Raw genomic sequence first — 21,694 nt, forward strand, 5'->3', positions numbered from 1 at the left:
CCGAAATCAACCAATCGATTTCTCCACCATATGTAGCATAGGGTGCGACTATGCCCAAGGGCGGGGTTTACAGCCGATTAGCACTGTAATAATACAGAAAAGTTTAGTTCCATGAGTTCATTTCTTTTTATAATCAGAGAACAAAAATAGCGTAGGCAGAATACGGAGACTCCTGTGGGACAGCGAAAGCTGAAGATCCACTTTGCAAAGTTAGCTGAAGCCGAGCCCACGGAAAGCGGAGCGTTCTGCCGGAGCGGTTTATCTGCACTCTTCAAGGAAAGAATGGAAGAAAACAAATCCACGTCTTCATTACTTCGCAGTTTATAGAAAATTCATGTTAGATACCTAGAAAGATAAGGTGAAACTTATCACGGTGTTAGCTTCTGATAACCTTCACTTAGCTTCCTTGTATTACTCAAAGCTTGAAATGAGGACCTCACAGAGGTTTAGCACCGTGATAAATCAGAACTACTCCCCTATTAAGGGAATAATCATTCGGATGTATGTTTGACTGATATACTTTTGTCTCACACTCTACTTCATTGCTTTCTCTCTATTTCTTAATATTCACGTGTTGGCAATAGCTTTTCTGCTTGATCCATTGTGTACATACTTTCTTCTACCGCAATACGTTTATCTAATTCCTCTCCAGCGAAGTGTTGTTCAATTAAATCCACTAATTGCGGACCAAACAACGGATTACATTCGATTGTGACGTTCATTTTGCCATCAGCCATAGCTTCGAAAGCTCCTTTTACAGCATCTACACCAATAATCGTAATGTCTTCTGCCGGTTTTAAACCATATTCTTCAATTGCTTGAATCGCACCAATCGCCATATCATCGTTATGCGCATATAGTACATCAATGTTGTCACCATCAGATTTTAAGAACGCTTCCATCACTTCTTTTCCTTTTGCTCTTGTAAAGTCACCAGTTTGTGATTTGATAATTTCAAATTTATCTTCTTCTCCAATTATTTCTTCAAAACCTTCTTTTCGGTCAATAGCTGGCGCTGAACCCACAGTTCCTTGCAGTTCAACGATATTGATAGGTCCCTCTTTATCTGCCATTTCTTCCACTAACCAGTTTCCTGCTTTACGTCCTTCTTCTACGAAATCAGAACCAAGGAACGTCGCCCATAACGAATCATCGTCAACATCTACGGCACGGTCTACAAGAAACACTGGTATGCCTGCATCTTTTGCTTCCTGTAATACAGTTTCAAATCCAGTTTCTACTACTGGTGAGAAAACAATTGCGTCTACCTTTTGGGTAATAAAAGAACGAATTGCTTTAATCTGATTTTCTTGTTTTTGCTGGGCATCAGAGAATTTCAACTCGTGACCAGCATCTTTAATTGCATCTTGGATCGACTTCGTGTTAGCGGTACGCCATTCACTTTCAGCACCTACTTGTGAAAAACCGATCACTAATTTTTCAGCTGCTTGATCATTACTATCTTGGTTTTCTGTATCATTTCCATCTTCTGTTTGTTCCGTGTCATCACTCGCATCCTCATCATTACCACCACTTTCATCTGCAGAACCACATGCCGCTAACAATAATAAAAGTGCGAATAGTAACACTAATAACCCCTTAGCTTCTAAAAATCTCTTCATGTTCGTATAACCTCCCTTTTTTCTACACCAATATATGTTGGTATAGGGTTATTCTAAAACGCTTCCACGTATTAAGTAATAGAAATTTTTTTGAAAAAAATTAAAATATTTATGAATGATCTTTTTTTAGTTTAATTTTTTTAACTAAAATTGTATTATTTTTTAAAATACATAAAATAGACTATAGAAACTTGTTCTAATAAGTTAAAATATAGGAAAGACTTATTTAAAACAACGAGCGTATCTTTTACATATAAAGTTTCGTTATTGCTCAGCGGGAGCTCTGTCCCCCACTGAGCAATAGCGAAACTTATCAGGGTGTTAGCCCCTCTTATCTTCGTTGTGTGAAGGAGGGCTATTACAGACAATTAGCACCGTGATAAACCATCAATAAGGAGTATGGTAAAAATGAATGCGTTTTCAATTTATCGTAAATTATCGATTCGCTCAAAATTCCTGATTCTATTTGTTTTACTTTTCATATGGTTAGGTCTGATCCAACTTGTACAGCTCTTCTTTTTTATTAGTTATATTAAGCAATACAACGAAATGACGGAAACAATCCATTTAACGAATTCGATTCACGGTCAGTTAAGAGATCAATTAGAGGAAGAAATTCGAGATATCGTTTATGGAAAAGTCTATTTTGAAGATGGAAGCCAATATCGAATTTTATCCCAAATGGAGGAACACCTAAACACTGTAGCAAGTAAGGAAATGGCACAACCATTTACCAATGAAATAGCAGAGGTAAGGACAATTCTTGAAACAACAACCGAATATGTCGACCAACTAGGTGATCAAATTAAATTAAATGCACCTGCCGAAGACAAATATATTACACAAGAATATATCGGCATCGCTTCAGGATTAATTAATAAGCATGTCCAGACATTACTGCAAAAGACTTTACAAGAAAGTGAAATAGAAAAGGAAGCGATTAAAGAAAAAATCAGTCGTGATATCGTTATAAGTGTTACAGTCTACATACTATTAGTAGTAGTTACATTTTTCGTGATTTGGATCGTTTCTAAACGTATGTTAAAACCGATCTATTCTTTACAACATCTTGCCAAAGAAATTGCGAAAGGAAAATTAAATATTAAGATTAACCCGGTAACAGCGACAAATGAAATAGATGACCTTTATAATGGTTTTCGTTTGATGACTAATTATTTAAAACATATTATTAGTCAAGTACATCATACGAGTGAAGAAATCATCCGCACATCACAACAAATTCATCAGAGTACAGAGGAAAATCTTGCAGCTGGAGAACAAATGACATCTACTAGTCAATTCATCACCCGTGATCTACAGCTACAACATACATTGCTGCAACAACTGCAGCGAGAAAATGAAAATTTATTACAAAGACAAATAAGTTTTCAAACGCAATTAAATAATCTTCCTGAGGAACAACATTTCATCTATGAACACACTTCTATCACTATCACCATCATCAAACAGCTACAAAAAAATATCGAGGAATTTAAAAGTCAAATCACGGAGTGCTTCGCAAATATGGAAGTGATCGGAGCTCTAGGTGAAGAACAATTAACCACTATCGAAGAAATCGCCGAAAACTCTGATAAGCAGCTAGCCTATTTAGATCAACTACAGCAGCAATTAAGACACTTTACTATTTAACTGCGGCCTAAGGGATGATATCTTATGCAAAAGAATTGGTTCAATTGGTTAGACAAAAGCTTACGCCTAAAAATGCTCGTTATGTTTGTTCTGTTAACAGTCTTTCCGTTAGTTTTAATCGGATTAATATCTTATATAAAATCATCTAATATTGTTTCAGAACGAGCTTACAGTTTGGCGCAAATTAAAACAAGTCAAATTACAAGAGAGATTGATGTTGTTTTTCAAGACCTTCATCGATTTAATGAGATTGGAAAACAGCAGAGTACCGTTCAATTCTTGCTCCATCAAGAAGAAACCTACGATGAAGCGAAAGAAATACTAAGTTTGTTTGATTTTTACCAGAAAAGCTATTTATCAGGTGAAGATATCTTCGACATTGAAATCATGAATTTAGAAGGTAAAACAATCAGTCATAACAAAGGGGTCTATCAACGCAGCGATATCGATACAGAGGAATGGTTAACCGGAGATCCTACACAAGCTAAGATGGAAATTGTCTATCGAAATGGTTTCCCCATATTAGAAATATCGAATGCTATTGTATGGGATATAACAGATTCTGTGATCGGTTTGTTAAAAATAACAATTGATGCATCTGTGATCACTGCTGTTTTGGATGACGTCAAGTTAACGGAGAGCAGTTCCTTCTTTATCACATCCAGTGATCGTGATATCTTCTTTCAGCAAAAGCAACGTAATGATGCAGACAATGTTTATTTCGACCTGGATAGAATTTCCGAGAAAGAACAGGGGTATTACACAGATGATGGCACATTTTATGTCTATGAAACTTCGAAAATGACAGACTGGAAAGTCATCGGCCAAGCGCCAATTCATGAAATTATGAAGGATAGTAATGAAATTCGTAGTTTAATCTTTTTAACCGTTATTTGTAGTATCATTTTCATTATCGGACTTTATATGTTTATTTCTAACAAGTTAATATTACCGATCCGCATACTAAAAACCAAAATGACGCATGCTGCCGAAGGAAATCTTCATGCAAAAGTAAACCCGGTTGGAGAAGATGAAATTGCAACTTTAGGCCATAGTTTCAACCAAATGATTGCCAAAATAAAATTGCTTCTCGATCTAAGTATTGAAGAGCAAAAGAAACTGAAAGCAGCAGAATTTCGTACCATGCAGGCTCAAATAAATCCGCATTTTTTATATAACACGCTCGATACAATCGTCTGGTTAGCAGAAGCAAAAGAACATGAATCTGTTATCGAACTGACTAAAGCCTTATCCCAATATAGTAGAATCTCTCTCAATAAAGGAAAAGACTGGATCACTATTGCAGATGAAATGTCTCATATAGATAGTTATTTATATATTCAACAAACTAGATATGAAGATATATTAGATGTAACGGTTGATGTAGAGCAGAATCTATATCACTATCATATTTTAAAGCTCTTATTACAGCCTGTAGTGGAAAATGCCATTTATCATGGCATTAAAAATAAACGCGGCAAAGGGTTTTTACGGATAAACGGAACATTAGAAGATAAAGATAAGGTTCGTTTTGAGGTGATTGATAATGGCATTGGAATGGATGAAGACCGATTAGAAAAGTTAAGAAATCACCTAATCTCCGGCGAAATTGTTCCAGATTCGAAAAACGGATTCGGACTTATAAACGTACAACAACGAATACAGTTGTATTATGGAAAAGAATATGGATTAAAGATAAATAGTTGGAAAGGATCAGGAACAAAGGTAACGATCACTATTCCAAAAAGGGGTGCGTAAATTGAAAAAAGTATTCTTAGTTGATGATGAAGCTGTGATTAGACGGGGGATTGCACAAAAGATTGATTGGAAAAAAGAGGGGTTTATCTATTGTGGTGATGCATCTGATGGAGAAATGGCATTACCATTAATTGAAAAACATCAGCCTGATATTGTGATTACCGATATAAAAATGCCTTTCATGGATGGATTATCGCTATCCAAAATAATAAAGGAAAAAATGCCACATGTTAAAATCATTATTTTAAGCGGACACGATGAGTTCGAGTATGCTAGGCAAGCGATACGAATACAAGTTGAAGAGTATTGTTTGAAACCTGTAAGCAGTCAAGATTTAGTATCTATATTACGAAAAGTAAAAGCGGAGATGGAAACAACAAGGAAGGTTTTTAATAGCATAGAAACTAAGGAAGCATTATATGAACAACTTTGTAAGGGCTTCCTATCAACAGAGGAAATTATCCATCAAACCAAAAATCTTCAAGTAGATTTAATGGCGAGTTATTACACTGTCCTTGTAATCGAACGAAAGAGTGAAACAATCAAACAAAAATTAGCAAGTTACCAACCCTTACTTTTTGAAAAAGATACGAAATCGGTGATGATTTTAAAGCATGACTTGGAACATTTACTGCTAAAGCAAATCAAAGAAATAAAAGAGATAGTAACATCCCATCATCAACCGCTTTTATTTGGATTAGGATCGATCGAGACAAGGACGGAACATATTACGCTAGCTTATGAAAATGCATTAGAAGCTTATAGTTACAATCGTGCCATACAATCTTATACTTTTTTGCAAGATCATCAGGACTTCCATCAGGAATTAATGCAGTCCTTTGACAGAAGAAAACTCATTCATTTTCTAAAGTTTGGCCAATTAAATCAACTAGATACGTTTGTTCAATCATATGCTAGTTTTATTTATCAAAAACAAGAACCTTCCAATGTATTTCTCTATTATTTTTTGCTAGATTTTACGATTACACTCCGACATCATCTGGACGAAACTGTTCAATATGATAACCGTTGTAAAGAAAGAATTGAACCATTAGAAAATTCTATCCACCAAGTTCGGACCAAAGAAGAGATGATTGATTTGATGAAAAAAATGCTACATCCATTGTTAGTACAGCATGATTATCACTCTAGCAAATATGGAAAGGTGATACAACAGGTGAAAAAAGTAGTTACTTCACGATTTCATGATTCCAGTTTGTCTCTTCAAGAAATTGCAAAGGAAGTAAATATTAGTGCTTCTTACCTTAGCAATATTTTTAGTAAAGAGATGGAGCAGACGATTACGGAGTATTTAACGAAAACAAGAATGGAGCAAGCAAAAATATTATTACAAACAACTGATCAAAAAACATACGAAATTGCTTATAAAGTAGGCTTCAATGACTCTCATTATTTTTGTCATACATTTAAAAAATTGACAGGTATGACAACAAAGGAATACAAAAATCATATAGCAGAAACGATTTCGGCAACAAGCTTCAACTAAAAAGAGGGATATATATGTGGAAATGGATTTTTACGATATTGGGTCTTTACATTTGCATTAGTATTATTATCTTATTTTCTGAATCCAATCAACCCGTATTGCAAGAAGATAGTATACAGAATAATGAGCAACTAGATTTGGGTTATACATTTGCAATTATTTATCCCGTCGCACATCCTTTCTTTGAAAAAGTAACCAAAACTGCGCGTGAACAAGCGGACAATCTAGGAATTAACATTATTATTGATGCACCCAAAATTGCTTCTGCTGAAGATCAGGCAAAAATTCTGCAAGAATATATAGAACTACAGGTAGACGGAATTGCCATCGGAGCTACAGATCCGGAGAAGATAACTCCTATCATCAATCAAGCAATTGATCAAGAAATTCCTGTTGTTTCCTTTGATACGGATGCTCCAAACAGTAATCGATACGCCTATATTGGCACAGATAATTATTTAGCTGGCTTACATATTGGGGAGACGGTAGCAAAGCATTTAAATTATAGTGGAGAATTAATTGTAAGTAGTGGATTACCGACAATGGAAAACTTACAGCTTCGAATAAAAGGTCTAAAAGCTGTCGTCGAACGATATCCTGATTTGACAATAGAAGAAATATCCTTTAGTGACGGAACAGCACCTGATACTTTATCAAATATCGAAGAATTAGTAGATAATCACCATGATTTTGATGGTTTTGTTGGTATTGATTCATTGGCCGGTCCTGCTGCCATTACGGTTTGGAAAGCTCATGGCCTTGATAAAACAGCGGTTACTTTTGATGATTTACCGATTATTCTGGAAGGATTGAAGAATGGGCAAATTACAAGCACTATCTCCCAAAATCAAAGTGAGTGGGGAAAACTGCTCATCAAAAGACTAGTTGAATTGAAAAACGGAGAAAATGTTAAAGAAAAAGAATTTACGGAAACAATTGAAATGGATGGAATGGCAGAATGATGGAATATTTCTCAGACCATTGCAACGATAAACTAAACCGCATGAAAGTTGCATTTCATGCGGTTTGTTCATTTAAAAAGTTCTGCCTCTTGCTAACGATAACGATATTTTAATAAACACTGATCCAAAAAGTCTTGCGGTAATTTTTTGACAGCTTTTTGCCATATATTAATATGGATAAATGCAAAAAGACTCACACCTGCAATAATTGCCATGGGGAAATACAATCCCACAAATACAAAAATGGCACCTATGCCTCCAATTAATAAAATATCAGGCAATATGGTAATCGAAGCAATCCAAGAATTTTTCCATAACTTTAATCCTTTTAGATGAGATGTGACGATTAGTGGCAGCATTGCTAGTAAGGTGAGAATGAAAATACTTGCTGCAAATAACCATATCACTTGCATAAGAAAATGCAGAAATCCGTTAAATGTTGGAAGAATACTTGCATTCAAAGTAAAGATAATCGCAATCACACCAACATTAATTCCCAAGAATAGCGTATTTCTAAAGTTCAGTTTAAAAGCTTGGTAAAACGTCTTCCATATCCCTGTTATATCTACTCCATGTTTCGACCATTCCAAGACAACGGCATACATAGCAACAGTTGCGGGAATAACGGTAACAATCCCTAATGAGAAGAAAAACCATAATAACTGTAATGCCAAAAACGAAGCAAATACATGTAGAATGCGAAACAGCATCGTTTCTGTCTGGTTCATCTCATCACCCATTTCTCCTATTATTTTAGAATATTGTGTTAACATTATAGCCGTTTTCTAAAATAATAAACGTATTTAATGAGAAATAGATGGTTAAATTTGTGCAGAATTTCTGATAATTAATTCAGGGTCAACATATACTGTTTTTTGCACCTTTCTTTCATTTATTAAATCGTGCAACATATTAGCTGCAAGTCTGCCAATCTTTACTTGATCCTGTTTAACAGTTGCCAACGCTGGGTCACTATATCTACACGCCTCAATATCATCACAGCCGATTATTTTTATGTCTTTAGGAACCGATAACCCCGACTCTTTAATCGCTTTCAAAGCTCCTAATGCCATCATATCAGAAACAGCATAAACCGCCTCAGGTATACTTCCCTCTTCTAAGATTTCCTTCATTTTTTCATAGCCGCTCTCTTCAAAAAAGTTTCCATATTTAATCCATTGATCACGCAAGTCCATTCCAAAATCTTGCATGGATTGTTCGTACGACGATTTACGTACATTAGAGATTATCGAATCTTCTTGCCCACCAATAAATGCCAATTTCCGGATGCCATTCAAATAAAAATACTCGACAACCTGTCTGGAGATTTTTTCATTATCTGTCATCACATAACTAGAACACTCTCCAGACAACTCTAAATCGACAGCCACTGTCGGAATATCACTTTGATCTAATTGATAAATCGCTTCCTCGATCTGCTCCCCTGCAATAATTAAACAGCCATCTAATTGATAGTGTTTTGCTCGGGCTACATAGTCTTCTTTCCCAATATTAAACGCTTGGTTTGAAAAAACAAGAATATCGTATCCTAGCTGTCCTACCGTATTTTTGAAGGCATTGATAACCTGGTTAAAAAAAGGATGATTGAATTCAACATGAACTTCCCCAGCATATATAAGACCAATCATATTCGATTTCTTTGTTGCAAGAGCTTTTGCTGAAAAACTTGGTTGATATCCTGTATCTTCTATGACTTTCTTTACTTTTTGAATCGTGTTTGGGCTAATGCTACCAGTTTGGTTAATTACTTTTGACACTGTTCCAGGTGAAACCCCTGCCATTTTTGCAATCTCTCGTATCGTCAACTTCATAATTTTATCCCTCTGCCTCTTTATCTAGTTAAAATGTCCGAACCAACAAAACATTCTATACTCTATTTTTAGCTTTTTACAGCCCCTTCTGTCAAGCTAGAAATAAATAATCGATTCAATAATAAGAAAATAATGATTAATGGGACAGTAGCCCAAAATGTACCGGACATAATCATACCGTTATCTCGGACATAATTATCAATCAGCCCACGTAAAGCAACCTGGATTGTATAAGACGATTCTTCGCGTAACACAACTAATGGCCAAAGGAAATCATTCCAAATATACATAAATCGAATGATCGCTAATGTTGCGAACGCAGGAATAATTACTGGCACTGCAATATTCCAATACACCCGAAAATTGGAGCATCCATCTATTTTTGCTGCATCAACCAATTCATCTGGCACATTGCTGCTGATATATTGCCTCATCCAAAATATTCCAAATGCATCAATTAAACCTGGAAAAATAATCGCTTTTAGGTCATTTAACCAATCCAATTTTGTGATGATAAAATATTGGGGAATTAATCCTAATTGTGGAGGAATCATCATCGTAACCAAAATTGCGATAAATAAAAAATTTCGCCCCTTAAATCGTAATTTAGCAAATGCATACCCTGCTAAAGAACATAAAAATAATACCCCAATCGTCGTAATCGTTGAAACAAGGAAAGAATTCCACATTGCTCCAAAAAACTCAATCGTGTTAATAACGTTCTTAAAATTCGTAACCAATTCTGCACCAGGTATAAAAGCTGGTGGAACACTGTTGATCACACTATTATGATTTGTCGCCATTACAAACATCCAGTAAAAAGGAAAGATGGAAAGAATGGCAGCAGCAGCTAAAGTTACATAGATAAAACCTTTTGCCGACGTATTTTTTGCTTTCATCGAAGCTTGTGTACTCACATTCATTCCTCCTATCGTCCAATCCGATTTGCTACAAAGACATTAATACTAGAAACAATGATAATTATCACAAATAAAATAATCGCAGTTGCCGATGCAGGTCCGAATGCAAGATTCGTAAATGCTTCACGATATAAATAAAGCACAACGGTAATACCTTCTTCACGAAACGAACGGCCAATGTAAATTAATGGTTCAGTAAATAATTGTAAAGCGCCAATCGTAGATGTAAAGACTGTTAAAATGATGATCGGTCGCAACATCGGAATCGTAATATATTGAATCTTCTGTCTTACTGTGGCTCCGTCAATAACAGAGGCTTCATATAATTCATTCGGAATTCCCTGAAGGCCAGCTAAATAAATGATTGTGTTGTAACCAACCCACCTCCAGAAAACCATCGTGGAAATTGCAATTTTTACACCCCATTCTGAAGTTGACCAGCTAATTGGATCTACACCAAACCAACTAACAATTACATTCATCAAACCAAAATCCTGACTATTGAACATGACGCCAAACACAATGGCAACAGCAACGGTCGATGTCACATAAGGCATAAATATGGAAACGCGAAAAAAACTTTTCATCTTAATGAGTGTTGAATTCAAGGCATATGCCAATATAATCCCTAAAATCAATTGTGGTAATGTTCCTAAAAACCACATAATCAATGTATTACTCAATGATTTCCAAAAAATCGGATCTGTTAATATCCACTGGAAGTTTTGCAATCCGACATACTCCATTTCACCAAGCCCATTCCATTTTTGAAAACCTAAATAAAAACTGAAAAGGATCGGGAATAATCCAAAAACAGCGAACAAAATAAAGAATGGTGAGACATATAGATAGCCTGAAAAAGCTTCTTTTCGTTCTTCGTTCCAAAATTTACGATTTTTACGAGATTGGGAATTAACATGCTCCACTTGTGTACACTCCTCTCTTCAATTCCATTAAGGCAATACGGCCAATTTATATTGACCGTATTGCTTACTTGAGGGAACAAGCTATATCGTTATTGTCTCTCTAATTGTGATTCAATCCGGCTAATCGCAGCATCCCATTCATCTTGCGGATCTGCTCCTTCCACTGCCACATTGGTCAGAGCTGTTACAATCTCGTCATTCGCAATCGAGTAATTCACTCCCATGTATACAGGTTGAACAGATTCTGCTGCTTCAGCAAATATACGAGCTGTTTCTGCTCCACTGAAATAGTCATCTGTTGTCGCTAAAAATTCTTCATCTTCATATACTTCTGGTGCAGATGGGAACAAACCATTGTTATGAAACGATTTTAATTGGATTTCAGGTGATACTAACCATTCGATAAAGTCATATGCTTCTTGAGGGTGTTCAGACTCTGCTGGTATCGTTAAAAATGAACCACCCCAGTTACCTGCACCTTCTGGAATCGTTGTCAATGACCAGTTACCACCGGAATCAGGTGCATTTCCTTTCACATTAGCAATCATCCATGCAGGAGCACCGATTAGAGTAGCATAGCTTCCATCCTCCATTGCACTGCCCCACTCTGGTGTCCACAATGAATTTTGTCCTACATATCCTTCCTCTATCATTTTAGTCGTAAAATCATAAGCTTCTTTTACGGTGTCTTCCATAATCAATTCATCATCTTCATTAAAATATTGCTGATCTTGTTGATCACGGATCGCATTAAACATTAATTCCGGACTATCTGTGATCGGTTTACCAGTTTTATCATATATTTTCTGAGCCGCATCATAATAAGCATCCCACGTATCGATTTCAGCAGCTAACTCTTCCGGATCTGTCGGGAACCCAGCCTCTTCCATTACATCAGTACGATAAAACATTGTAGTCGGGCCAATATCTGTTGGTAAACCTAATTGAAATGAACCATCGACACTTTCAGCTTGTAGCCACTTCCAATCCAGATACTTATCTTTTACATCCTCTGCACCATAATCATATAAATTATAAAACTGATCACTTGCTTCCATAAATTTTGCGATGTTACTTACCTCAATCATGGAAATGTCAGGTGCTCCACTTCCAGCTGAAATGGAAGTGAATAGATTATTATGGACATCTTCCATCTCACCTTCATTAATATTTATTATGACATTTGGATTTTCTTCCATATATTCATCTGCTAAGACGTCGTAACCTGCACTACCAAATACCCAAAAGTCTAGTTCAACTCCATCACCACTGCCTGACGCACCTTCAGAATCATCTGTTTCTGTCGCTTCACTGTCGTTGTTATCATCCGAATCATTATTTCCACTACTGTCATCATCACTACATGCTACTAACAACATGAATAAGCCTACGGTTAACAAAAGCATTAACCACTTTTTCATTTTTCCTAACCCCCATTGGTTTTAATTTTAATCCTTCTTCATACCTTGCCTGTTACAGTCCTAAGGCATAGATTCTCATATAAAATGTCATTTACTTGATGTATTGCCGAAAATTGATTCAGCACAAGGAAACCGGTTTCTTATAATCGTTAAAAACAAAAGCGAACATCTTCTGCAGCAAAATGTAATCGCTTTCTACAATGATTATATTTCGTTAAACTGAAAAAATCAATACTTTTTTACAAAAGATTAATAATAAATTATTTTTATAAAGAAATCGCTTTCTTGGTTTTGATTCTATAACTGAACTTTATATGGATAAATACTTTCAAGCATACTATAGAAAAATAACTATTCCAGTAGAAAATAAAGAATTGCAAGAGTCTGAAGAAGAAAATTATGAAGATTAATTCCGTAAAAAAAATGGATTCGATCTATTAACCATTCCTTATGATCATAGAAAAGACCTAAACCTAAATAATGGGGATTATATTTCCGTCACGTTAGACGGCCCTATCTTAGAGTCTTTTCCTATGCAAGGCAATGTCACACAAGTGGAGATCATTCAACCAAGAAATGCTTCTTAAACCTATCTAGATTATGAAAAAGCTACTCCCTCATCAGGGAGTAGCTTCTCATCTATTATTTCATTTCCGGAATTACTCTTACTTCCTTCTTCATTTCTGATTTACAGATTGGACATGCAGGTTCTTTTTCAAATGAATAATTCTCACGCATCCAGCCTTGACAATCATCACTTACACAGGACCAAACATTCGTCTCAACATTTTGGACAGGTTCTTTCTGGTTATTAAAATAAGCCATACGGCACTCCCTTTCATGGGTGATACCTCTATTATACGCTTATTTGTCTACAAATACAAAGTTATTAAGAAAAGCGAAGAGTGCCATAGCAAATACTGAGTTAGTTGAGATAATTACCCTAAAATGATAATGGAAAAAATTCAGATTAAAATAGAAATAAATAAAAATATCTATGGCAATCTATTTAAGAGATGGTGAAATAGATATAGGAGGTAAGTATATGGATAACCAAGTATTAATTGAAATGTTTTCAACCTTATTTAGATGAAAAAATTACAACCTTTAGATATTCGTTTACAAAAACTTGAAGATGGTCAACAGAGATTAGTGAATCGTCAACATGTGTTAGAGGAGGGTCAGCAATTAATCATTAAAAAATTAGATAATGTTATGAATCTAAGTTGCTGATAACACCGAAAAACAAACTAGTATTGAAAACATCAACAGTAAGCTTGCTGAACACGATACAGATATCAAATTAATGAAAAAATTTATAGCAAATTGACTTGTTAAATTTTAGAAAATATAAACAGGCTACCTAGTCCTTCTCTACTCACTTTCGTCCACTCAAAAGGCTACACACTTTTGCTTATAGCTCTCACGTCAACATTTTTTGCTAATATAAATTCTAGCAACTACTTTTTTATTTTGTTTCCGTTCTAACTAAAAAGGACAAAAGAGTAACTAAATAGGAAATAGCTGAATACAAATGGCTGAGCAAATGTACCGCATCAGTAAAAAACTTCGCTTTCCGTAAACACTTCATACAGTGGTTCTTTAACTCGCATGAATGTCCACAGAAGTTTACATATCTTCTAGGGTAAAATCAGATTGTTCGTATTCGTTCTTCCTATTTAGTTATGTCCCATCCTCTTTTTTATTGCTATCTAATCACTATTTTTCTCTCTAAAATTGAACCTGTTAAAAGCTCTATCTTAAAGTCTCGGAAACTTTAACCAAAATCTTTATTTAGAAAATCCTACTAATGTGAATCGATAACGGTAAGAGCGATTCGCATGCAGTCGATACTCGGGATGAACCTGTTGCCCCCAACTGTCATCTCCTCCAACACCCATTTGCCAGCCATTAACGCGGACTGAAACTTTATCAGTGTCAGGCAGTTTATAATGATGACTAGCTTCTTCTAATTCAAACGCTGTATAGGGAAGAGCATTTACTTCAATGGTAGGGTCTCCCGTTATCTTCAGGCCATTGCCTTCTCCATCGGAAAGCTTCAACCAACGGACACCACATTTATTTCCGCTCTCCTGAGGTTTTAAGTACGGCTGTAATTGATCTTTTACTTTACCATTATGAATGGCTACCTTACCGCTTTTTTGGCGATCCCAATACGTTTCATGCGGGCCTTTGCCATACCAAGTCAGATTTTCAAAAGTATCATTTATTTCAAAGCGCATGCCGATCTCCGGTATATCAGCTGACCTTGCTCCAGGCAGTAATTGCTGTTCTACTTCAACCTCTCCCGCTGGATCTACCGTATAGGTTAAGTTAACCATTGAAATAGTGGATGTTGGCAGGCGATAGCTTGTCTCAACTACGATCTGCTTTTCACTGTCATGAACCTTGAAATCAACCAATTGTCTTTCCAAACTAGCTTTCCGCCATTCATCACTCGTTTGATCTACCTTTGCACCACGATCATTGTCTGTCATTGCTCGCCAATAATTTGGTACAAGTGGCTGTCTGATAAACTCGGTACCTTTCACTTGATAGGAGGATAATAAGCCCGATTTCTTTTCAAACGTAACCGTAAATGATTCACCAGTCATTCGATAAACATGAGCATCCTCTTCAATATGCACATTGCCACTGACAGCTTCTTTATTTGAAGCAGCAGGGATAATAAATTGCTCAAAAGCAACCTCATGGTCTGTTTCTGCCCAGAATGGTGTATGATCATAAATCACCTGTAACGTAACAATTTGTTCTTTTGTTGGCTGAAATTGTTCATTTTGATAGGCTAATTTTACGATTTGTTCACCGCCCGCTTCCGCATCTAACGGGTGAATGCCAGACTCTATTACTTCTCCATTTTCCTCCACAGTCCAAACTAATTTATAATCGTTTAAGCTTTGGAAGAGATTTTTGTTTACTACATTAAATTCACCCGTCTTCATATTAATAGCTTGGAAATCAATATTACGATAACAAGCTTTCGTTTCTAGCAGTTTTGGCGAAACAGTACCATCAGCAAAAATTAAGCCATCACCCGCAAAATTACCATCATGTGGTGATTCTCCAAAGTCACCGCCATAAGCAAGAAATTCCGTTCCATCTTTCGTTTGATGTCTTAATGCTTGATCCTTCCAATCCCAAATAAATCCACCTTGCAAGGAAGGATACTTATCAAAAAGCTCTGTATATTTATGGAGGTTTCCTGTGGAGTTCCCCATAGAATGACTGTATTCACACAAAATATACGGCTTTTTCTCTCCTGGCTGATTCGCGTAAAATTCTAACTCCTGTGGACTACGATACATGGTTGTTTCCATATCCGATGCATCATCAGATCGACGGTAATGGAATACTCCTTCATAATGGACAAGGCGAGTCGGATCCTCTTTTTTAAAATAATCATGCATTTTCAAGAAGTTATCTCCACCAAATGACTCATTGCCAAGAGACCAAATAACAATAGAGGCATGATTTTTATCACGTTCATACATAGATTTACAACGGTCTAAAACATTGGCAGTCCATTCTGGTTTACTTCCAGGTAGAGCATCCTCCAATGTTTCCTGACCATAACGCCAGGTACCATGTGTTTCCAAGTTGGTTTCGTCAATCACGTACAAGCCATACTGATCACATAAATCATACCACTTCGGATGGTTCGGATAATGTGATGTTCGAACCGCATTAATATTATGCTGCTTCATCAAGACAATATCATCAATCATATCTTGTTCGGTTACAGCTCGTCCTCTGTCTGCCGTGAATTCATGACGGTTAACCCCTTTGAAGATAATCCGTTTTCCATTTATATGCATAATATTGTCGATCAGTTCAAATTGACGGAACCCTACTTTTGTTGCAAAAACCTCAAGAACCTCACCATTGTCACCGGTTAATGTAAAAACAAGTGTGTATAAATATGGGTCTTCAGCACTCCATTTTTTGGGATGTTGTATCATGGTTTTCGTCGTTACTTCTGCTTTTTCTTTATCGGTAATATCAAGTTCAACTGACTGTTTGGTAACGACTTCGTGCTCATCAGTTAATAATTCTATTTCTAGACGACTGGCAGAGAAGGGTTTTAGATGATAGTTGATTAGTTGTGCTTGCACTTCCAATTCTGCGTTCTCATAGTCTTGATCAAAAGTAGTGCGGACACGATGATCATATAAGTGAATGTCCGGTAAAGCATATAAGTAAACGTCACGGAAAATTCCGCTCAATCTCCAAAAATCCTGATCTTCCAACCAGCTTGCATCTGCCCAGCGATATACTTCCACCGCTAATTTATTTTGTCCAGCTTGTAAATATGGAGTCAAATTAAATTCTGCTGGTGTAAATGTATCCTCACTATAACCTACGAGTTCTCCATTTAACCACACGTAAAAAGCGGCTTCAACGCCTGCGAAATGTAATACTACCGGTTGATCAGCCCATTTTTCAGGTACCTCAAAGGTTGTCACGTATTGACCAACTGGATTATAATTGGTTGGAGCAAATGGTGCTTTAATATCATCATGTTCAATCCAAGGATATCTTGTATTGACATATTGAGGATAATCGTATCCTTCTAATTGCCAATGTGCAGGTACCTGAATCATATCCCAATTGGAAACATCATAATTGGTTTGGTAAAAATCCTTTACTCTTTTGTCTGGATTTTCCGAAAAGTGAAAATACCATTTCCTATTTAAATTTTTGTAATAGTGTGACTTCTGTTCTTGTTGTAACAAAGCCTGTTCACGATTATGATAAGGAATCGCTATAGCATGCTGTGGCATCCGGTTTAATTGAAATATCTCTGGGTTATTATTCCACTCTGGATATCCATTCTGTGGCGGTGTGTAATCTAACTTTGATTTGTTTAACATTAAAGAACCCTCCTCTTTTTGAAATCGGATACATTACGTAACAAAAGTTGTGTTTTCTTAGCTAGTATAATAAAATAATTAGTAAAACTAGTCAAGTTAAATTTTACTTATTTTACTTAAAGGTAGTGAATAGTATGGCAACCATTAAAGAAATTGCGGAAAAAGCTGGTGTTTCGATTGCAACGGTCTCCCGAGTATTAAATTACGATCCAAAGCTATCAGTCGGCGATGAAACAAAAAAAAGAATTTTTGAAATCGCAGAATCTCTTTCTTATCAGAAGAAAGCAACCAGGAAAAAATTAACGAGAAGAATAGCTTTTGTACATTGGGTAACAGAAGCTGAAGAACTTACCGATTTATATTACATGGGGATCCGACACGGCATTGAAGAGCAAGCCAATCAGCATCATCTGCACTTATTAAAATATACGGTACATGAATTGGCGGATATTCCGCAAGATATAGACGGCATTGTTGCAGTCGGGCGTTTTAGTAAAAAACAAATTGACCAATTCAAACAGCTGACACCGCATATTGTCTTGGTCGATTCTGACATTGAACATACTGGTTGTGATGCGGTATTGACTGATTTCCACAGCGTCATCAAGCAGGCAGTGGATCATTTTTTAACGCTTAATTTTAAGCAGATTGGTTTTATTGGTGGGAAGGAAACATTACAAGGAACAGCCGAGCCTGTCCAAGATATTCGTGAGCATTACTTTCGGGAATATCTGAAAGAAAAAGGTTTATTAAATGAAAGGCTGATATTATTAGATCATTTTCATGTTGGCAGTGGTTATGATTTAATGAATCAATATTTGGAAAGGCCATTGGAAAATAAGATAGGTTTTGTCGCTGCTAACGATCCACTTGCCATCGGTGCACTAAAAGCAGTAAATGAGGCTAAAATCGAGATACCTGATCAAATCAGCTTAATAGGTATTAATGATATCAGCGTTTCAAAATATGTTTATCCTGCACTCACAAGTGTTCGGATTGAGAAAGAGTTAATGGGGAAAACTGCGGTAGACTTGATAATGGAACGGTTGAGAGATGATCGGCAAATTTGCAAAAAAGTGTATATGGACACAACCTTAATCAAAAGAGAAACAACCTGATATTCGTTATCAGGTTGTTTTATATACGGGAAAAGAAAGTATAAAAATCGGTCTAGCTCCGGGCGCCCTGCGCTTTTCTTACGCTATCTCTTAACAGATGTAATGTTTGAGCATCTTTCAGAAATTGTCTTTCATCATCATCTTTGACAAATTCCATTAATACGTAACGATCGTGTCCATCTTGCTGGATTGCCTTTAAATATTGGTGCCATTCTCCTTCACCACTTACAAGCTCTAAACGGTCCTCGAAAGAATGCCAGTGAAAAATATGGACATTCGTTATCCACTCCTTCACTAAATCGATACTCGCTAACCGTTCAGCTACAGAGACATTATTAGCAGGTTGCCAATATAGGAAAAGGTTTGGATGATTGATCTCCTCCATTAGTCGTCTGGCACTTTCTTTTGTATCTGTTAACGTATGATCATGATATTCCAAATGTACGGTAATTCCTTCATCTGAGGCTAAATCTGCTACCCTTCTGGCATCCTCGATTACTTTTTTACGATAATGATCATCTGCTTCGTTACTTCCTTTCATACCTGCCCAAACACGAATTGCCGGTGCTTGTAATTTCTTGGCCGTACCTAGGATTGTGGTAAAGTCATATTCATTACCGGCATGGTCTGCCAGTCGATAGTAAGACCCGTAGGAGCTTACCTCTAAGCCTCGGGATCTCGTTATTTCGCCTACCTTTTCTGCATGCTCGTAATCTCTAGGTGGAACATGGACATCTCCCCCCCATTCAATCCCGTCTAAAGAAACTTCCATCGCTAAATCTACAATTTGTTCTGGACTTTTATCACGAAATGTTACCGAGCATAAACCTATTTTCACACTAAATCCCCTTTCTTAAGCCATTTTTAGAAATTGCTGCTTAGATACGGACCATTGGAGCGGTTCTTCGTTGATATATCGCTTTAATTCCTCTAACATATAGGCACCCATTCTGCCACATTCTTCTCCTTCACTTGGCAGGTGACACTAGTACGTAACGTATGTCTAGCGAGCGGACATTTAATCCGCTATTTGATGGAATAACACCCATTATTCGATGGCGGTGGACATTTAATCCCTTATTCGGTTACTTTTGATAAAAATAAGCGTTATTTTCGATGAATAGCGGAATAGATGTCCGTCAACACCCTAAAAACAGGACTTTTGTCTCAAATAACGGAACAGATGTCCGATCCAATTATCTAGTGAGAAATCGACAAGTTGTTCTTGTCGATTTCTTGGTTAGGATTCCAATAACGTTTCTAAAAATTGTGTGGTTTTGTCATGATTCTCTGAATTAATAGGGATGATTAAAACCTTATCCCGGAAAGGCTCGATATCATCAAAAACATCTAACTGATTCGTATCAATCCCATATACGGATTCTGTACCGAATTGATATAATTCCACACCATTCTTCTCCAATAATGATTCGGCAACGACTTCTTCTACTTCTAATATACCTTCCTGTTCTACCATTTGTTCTGCTATCGTTTCATTGGTTACAATAATATCAACCATATTAGCACCAATATTGGCCCAAAACTTTTGAATATCTGCATAGGACAAATCCGCAATAGATTCGCCTCCAGAAGTTATATTATTAACTGTTACTTGGAATTCATCAAAGTATTTCTCATTGACTTGATTGGAGAATTGCTCCGTAATATCATATGGTATTTCACTGACAACCATCACTTCATATGTTTCTTCTTTCTCCCCCAAAACAGTTGATAAAATGGATACTAGAAAAGCTACTCCTAATACAATTCCGATTATGTGGATTTTATAATATTCCCAAATATAATCTACCGCTTCTCTAAAAGACATCGTTTTCAAAGTTTCCCATAATTTTTTCATCGTGCAACTACTCCCCCTGCTACCATTCTGTCTTTAATCATGAGTATATCACATTCATGAGAAACTGAAACTGCAATCATGAATTTTACATAAAGATTCCATTGTTTTAGATTCATCACAAAATTAAGCGTGCTGCAACTGATCTTTCAACCAATCATACGACTTTCTCCCACTAATTTCATGTACCCCTGGAAAGATATCATAAGCAAATTTCGCAGGGCGATTATGATAATATTTTTCAATTTCAGCAATTGCCTCTTCAACAAACTTACTAGGAAAAATCGGATCTTTTTCTCCTGATTCAACAAATAAACTTCTTGGTGAGATTAATGCTATCCATTCCGGTAATTCCGCATAATTTAATATGCCTGGTATATAATTATCAATACAGTGATGCATTGCCATAATGCTTCCTTTAAATGTATTTGGAAATCCTGTTAGGACAGTTGCACTTACTCGAAGATCCAAGGCAGCAGTGTACGTCGTAACAACTGCTCCACCAGAAAAACCCATCATCCCTATTCGCGAAGTATTTACGTCAGAACAGGCTTCCATGTAATCTAACAAACGACGTGCCTCCCAAATTCGTAAACCTGCAAGTGTTTTCCCTTCCATTAATAGGTTTGTTGCCATTGCTTCACAAGAATTAATATTCCCAGCTTCCTTATCTCGTGTGAGTCGCCGCTCTCCAAAACCTATTACCTCTGGTGCGAACACTTTTAAACCACGTTTTACCAATTCTACTGCAAATCGCTTATGAATACCTGGCTCTCCTTGTTCCTCTTCCCCACTATTAGTCAGTCCAACTGCTTCGTTGACACCATAGCCATGACCATGAACTGCTAAAACAGAAGGATATGTATGTTGTTCATCTTTAGGTGTCAGGACATAGACTGGTATCTGGATTAATTCTGTAACTGGTAAAGTAATCAATTCTCTTGTATAGTCATCAAATTCTTTCGTTTCCATAACAGTAGGTTTCATCTTCACTCTTGTTTCGTCTAAATAAGAGAAATCACCTAATAACTCTACTAAACTACTTTTTAAAGTTAGTTTTCGTTCGATGGGGCCAACCGCTTTAACCGTTTCTTCTAGTGCATTATCATAAAATTGGTTAAACAATCGATCTAACTGATTCATATGTCCAACTCCTTTTATATTACGTAGCCAAAAATGAAAACGTTTTAAAGTGTAATTCTATTATATACGATTTTGGTACTTTAAAAAA

General features: G+C 36.4%; 17 protein-coding genes. 6 read left to right on the top strand and 11 right to left on the bottom strand.

Features of this window, described 5'->3' with window-relative positions; all coding sequences use genetic code 11:
- Positions 1-560: 560 nt before the first annotated feature.
- On the bottom strand, positions 561-1,622 hold the full coding sequence (locus J5J03_RS04375) for an ABC transporter substrate-binding protein (protein WP_208586442.1): 1,062 nt from the start codon (positions 1,620-1,622) through the stop codon (positions 561-563).
- Positions 1,623-2,030: 408 nt separating this feature from the next.
- Here J5J03_RS04375 and J5J03_RS04380 point away from each other — a divergent pair, with 408 nt between their 5' ends.
- Genes J5J03_RS04380 through J5J03_RS04395 form a run of 4 tightly spaced genes read left to right on the top strand, consistent with a single transcriptional unit; the run spans position 2,031 to position 7,499 of the window.
- The gene (locus J5J03_RS04380) at positions 2,031-3,272 is read left to right on the top strand and encodes a HAMP domain-containing protein (protein WP_208586444.1); all 1,242 of its coding nucleotides are present in this window, start codon (positions 2,031-2,033) and stop codon (positions 3,270-3,272) included.
- 24 nt (positions 3,273-3,296) lie between these two features.
- On the top strand, positions 3,297-5,030 hold the full coding sequence (locus tag J5J03_RS04385) for a sensor histidine kinase (RefSeq protein WP_208586446.1): 1,734 nt from the start codon (positions 3,297-3,299) through the stop codon (positions 5,028-5,030).
- Between the two features lies 1 nt (position 5,031).
- On the top strand, positions 5,032-6,537 hold the full coding sequence (locus J5J03_RS04390) for a response regulator (RefSeq protein WP_208586448.1): 1,506 nt from the start codon (positions 5,032-5,034) through the stop codon (positions 6,535-6,537).
- Positions 6,538-6,551: 14 nt separating this feature from the next.
- The gene (locus J5J03_RS04395) at positions 6,552-7,499 is read left to right on the top strand and encodes a substrate-binding domain-containing protein (protein WP_208586450.1); all 948 of its coding nucleotides are present in this window, start codon (positions 6,552-6,554) and stop codon (positions 7,497-7,499) included.
- A 92-nt stretch (positions 7,500-7,591) separates the two neighbouring features.
- Here the strand turns inward: J5J03_RS04395 and J5J03_RS04400 are convergent, their stop codons facing one another.
- The 5 genes from J5J03_RS04400 to J5J03_RS04420 all read right to left on the bottom strand — a co-directional run bounded on the left by J5J03_RS04400 (position 7,592) and on the right by J5J03_RS04420 (position 12,598).
- A complete protein-coding gene (locus J5J03_RS04400; protein ID WP_208586452.1) occupies positions 7,592-8,272 on the bottom strand; it encodes a YesL family protein in 681 nt (226 codons plus the stop codon).
- Positions 8,273-8,320: 48 nt separating this feature from the next.
- Entirely contained in the window at positions 8,321-9,355 is a 1,035-nt protein-coding gene (locus J5J03_RS04405) for a LacI family DNA-binding transcriptional regulator (protein ID WP_331460434.1), read from the bottom strand.
- Positions 9,356-9,399: 44 nt separating this feature from the next.
- Entirely contained in the window at positions 9,400-10,230 is an 831-nt protein-coding gene (locus tag J5J03_RS04410) for a carbohydrate ABC transporter permease (protein ID WP_208587077.1), read from the bottom strand.
- 29 nt (positions 10,231-10,259) lie between these two features.
- Positions 10,260-11,177 carry a carbohydrate ABC transporter permease gene (locus J5J03_RS04415; protein WP_208586456.1) on the bottom strand — a complete coding sequence of 306 codons (918 nt, stop codon included), beginning with the start codon at positions 11,175-11,177 and terminating at the stop codon, positions 10,260-10,262.
- Positions 11,178-11,266: 89 nt separating this feature from the next.
- Entirely contained in the window at positions 11,267-12,598 is a 1,332-nt protein-coding gene (locus J5J03_RS04420; protein WP_208586458.1) for an extracellular solute-binding protein, read from the bottom strand.
- Between the two features lie 443 nt (positions 12,599-13,041).
- On the opposite strand from J5J03_RS04420, the gene J5J03_RS22330 reads away from it, so the two are divergent.
- Positions 13,042-13,185 (top strand): DUF3221 domain-containing protein, encoded by a 144-nt coding sequence (locus J5J03_RS22330; RefSeq protein WP_208587080.1) that lies wholly within the window; start codon positions 13,042-13,044, stop codon positions 13,183-13,185.
- Between the two features lie 55 nt (positions 13,186-13,240).
- Here J5J03_RS22330 and J5J03_RS04430 read toward each other — a convergent pair whose 3' ends face one another.
- Both J5J03_RS04430 and J5J03_RS04435 read right to left on the bottom strand, forming a co-directional pair.
- Complete coding sequence (locus tag J5J03_RS04430) at positions 13,241-13,423, bottom strand: cold-shock protein (RefSeq protein ID WP_018931074.1); 183 nt, start codon at positions 13,421-13,423, stop codon at positions 13,241-13,243.
- Positions 13,424-14,388: 965 nt separating this feature from the next.
- Complete coding sequence (locus tag J5J03_RS04435) at positions 14,389-17,490, bottom strand: glycoside hydrolase family 2 TIM barrel-domain containing protein (protein WP_208586460.1); 3,102 nt, start codon at positions 17,488-17,490, stop codon at positions 14,389-14,391.
- Between the two features lie 134 nt (positions 17,491-17,624).
- On the opposite strand from J5J03_RS04435, the gene J5J03_RS04440 reads away from it, so the two are divergent.
- The gene (locus tag J5J03_RS04440; protein ID WP_208586462.1) at positions 17,625-18,608 is read left to right on the top strand and encodes a LacI family DNA-binding transcriptional regulator; all 984 of its coding nucleotides are present in this window, start codon (positions 17,625-17,627) and stop codon (positions 18,606-18,608) included.
- 52 nt (positions 18,609-18,660) lie between these two features.
- Here the strand turns inward: J5J03_RS04440 and J5J03_RS04445 are convergent, their stop codons facing one another.
- From J5J03_RS04445 to J5J03_RS04455, 3 genes are all read right to left on the bottom strand, one after another.
- Positions 18,661-19,446: a sugar phosphate isomerase/epimerase family protein gene (locus J5J03_RS04445; RefSeq protein WP_208586465.1), complete on the bottom strand. Its 786-nt coding sequence runs from the start codon at positions 19,444-19,446 to the stop codon at positions 18,661-18,663.
- 402 nt (positions 19,447-19,848) lie between these two features.
- Positions 19,849-20,466, bottom strand: coding sequence for a hypothetical protein (locus J5J03_RS04450; protein ID WP_208586468.1), 618 nt, complete (start codon positions 20,464-20,466; stop codon positions 19,849-19,851).
- Positions 20,467-20,589: 123 nt separating this feature from the next.
- The gene (locus J5J03_RS04455; protein ID WP_208586470.1) at positions 20,590-21,606 is read right to left on the bottom strand and encodes a dienelactone hydrolase family protein; all 1,017 of its coding nucleotides are present in this window, start codon (positions 21,604-21,606) and stop codon (positions 20,590-20,592) included.
- Positions 21,607-21,694 lie beyond the last annotated feature (88 nt).

The organism is Gracilibacillus suaedae (assembly GCF_017599345.1).
Taxonomy (GTDB): domain Bacteria; phylum Bacillota; class Bacilli; order Bacillales; family Amphibacillaceae; genus Gracilibacillus; species Gracilibacillus suaedae.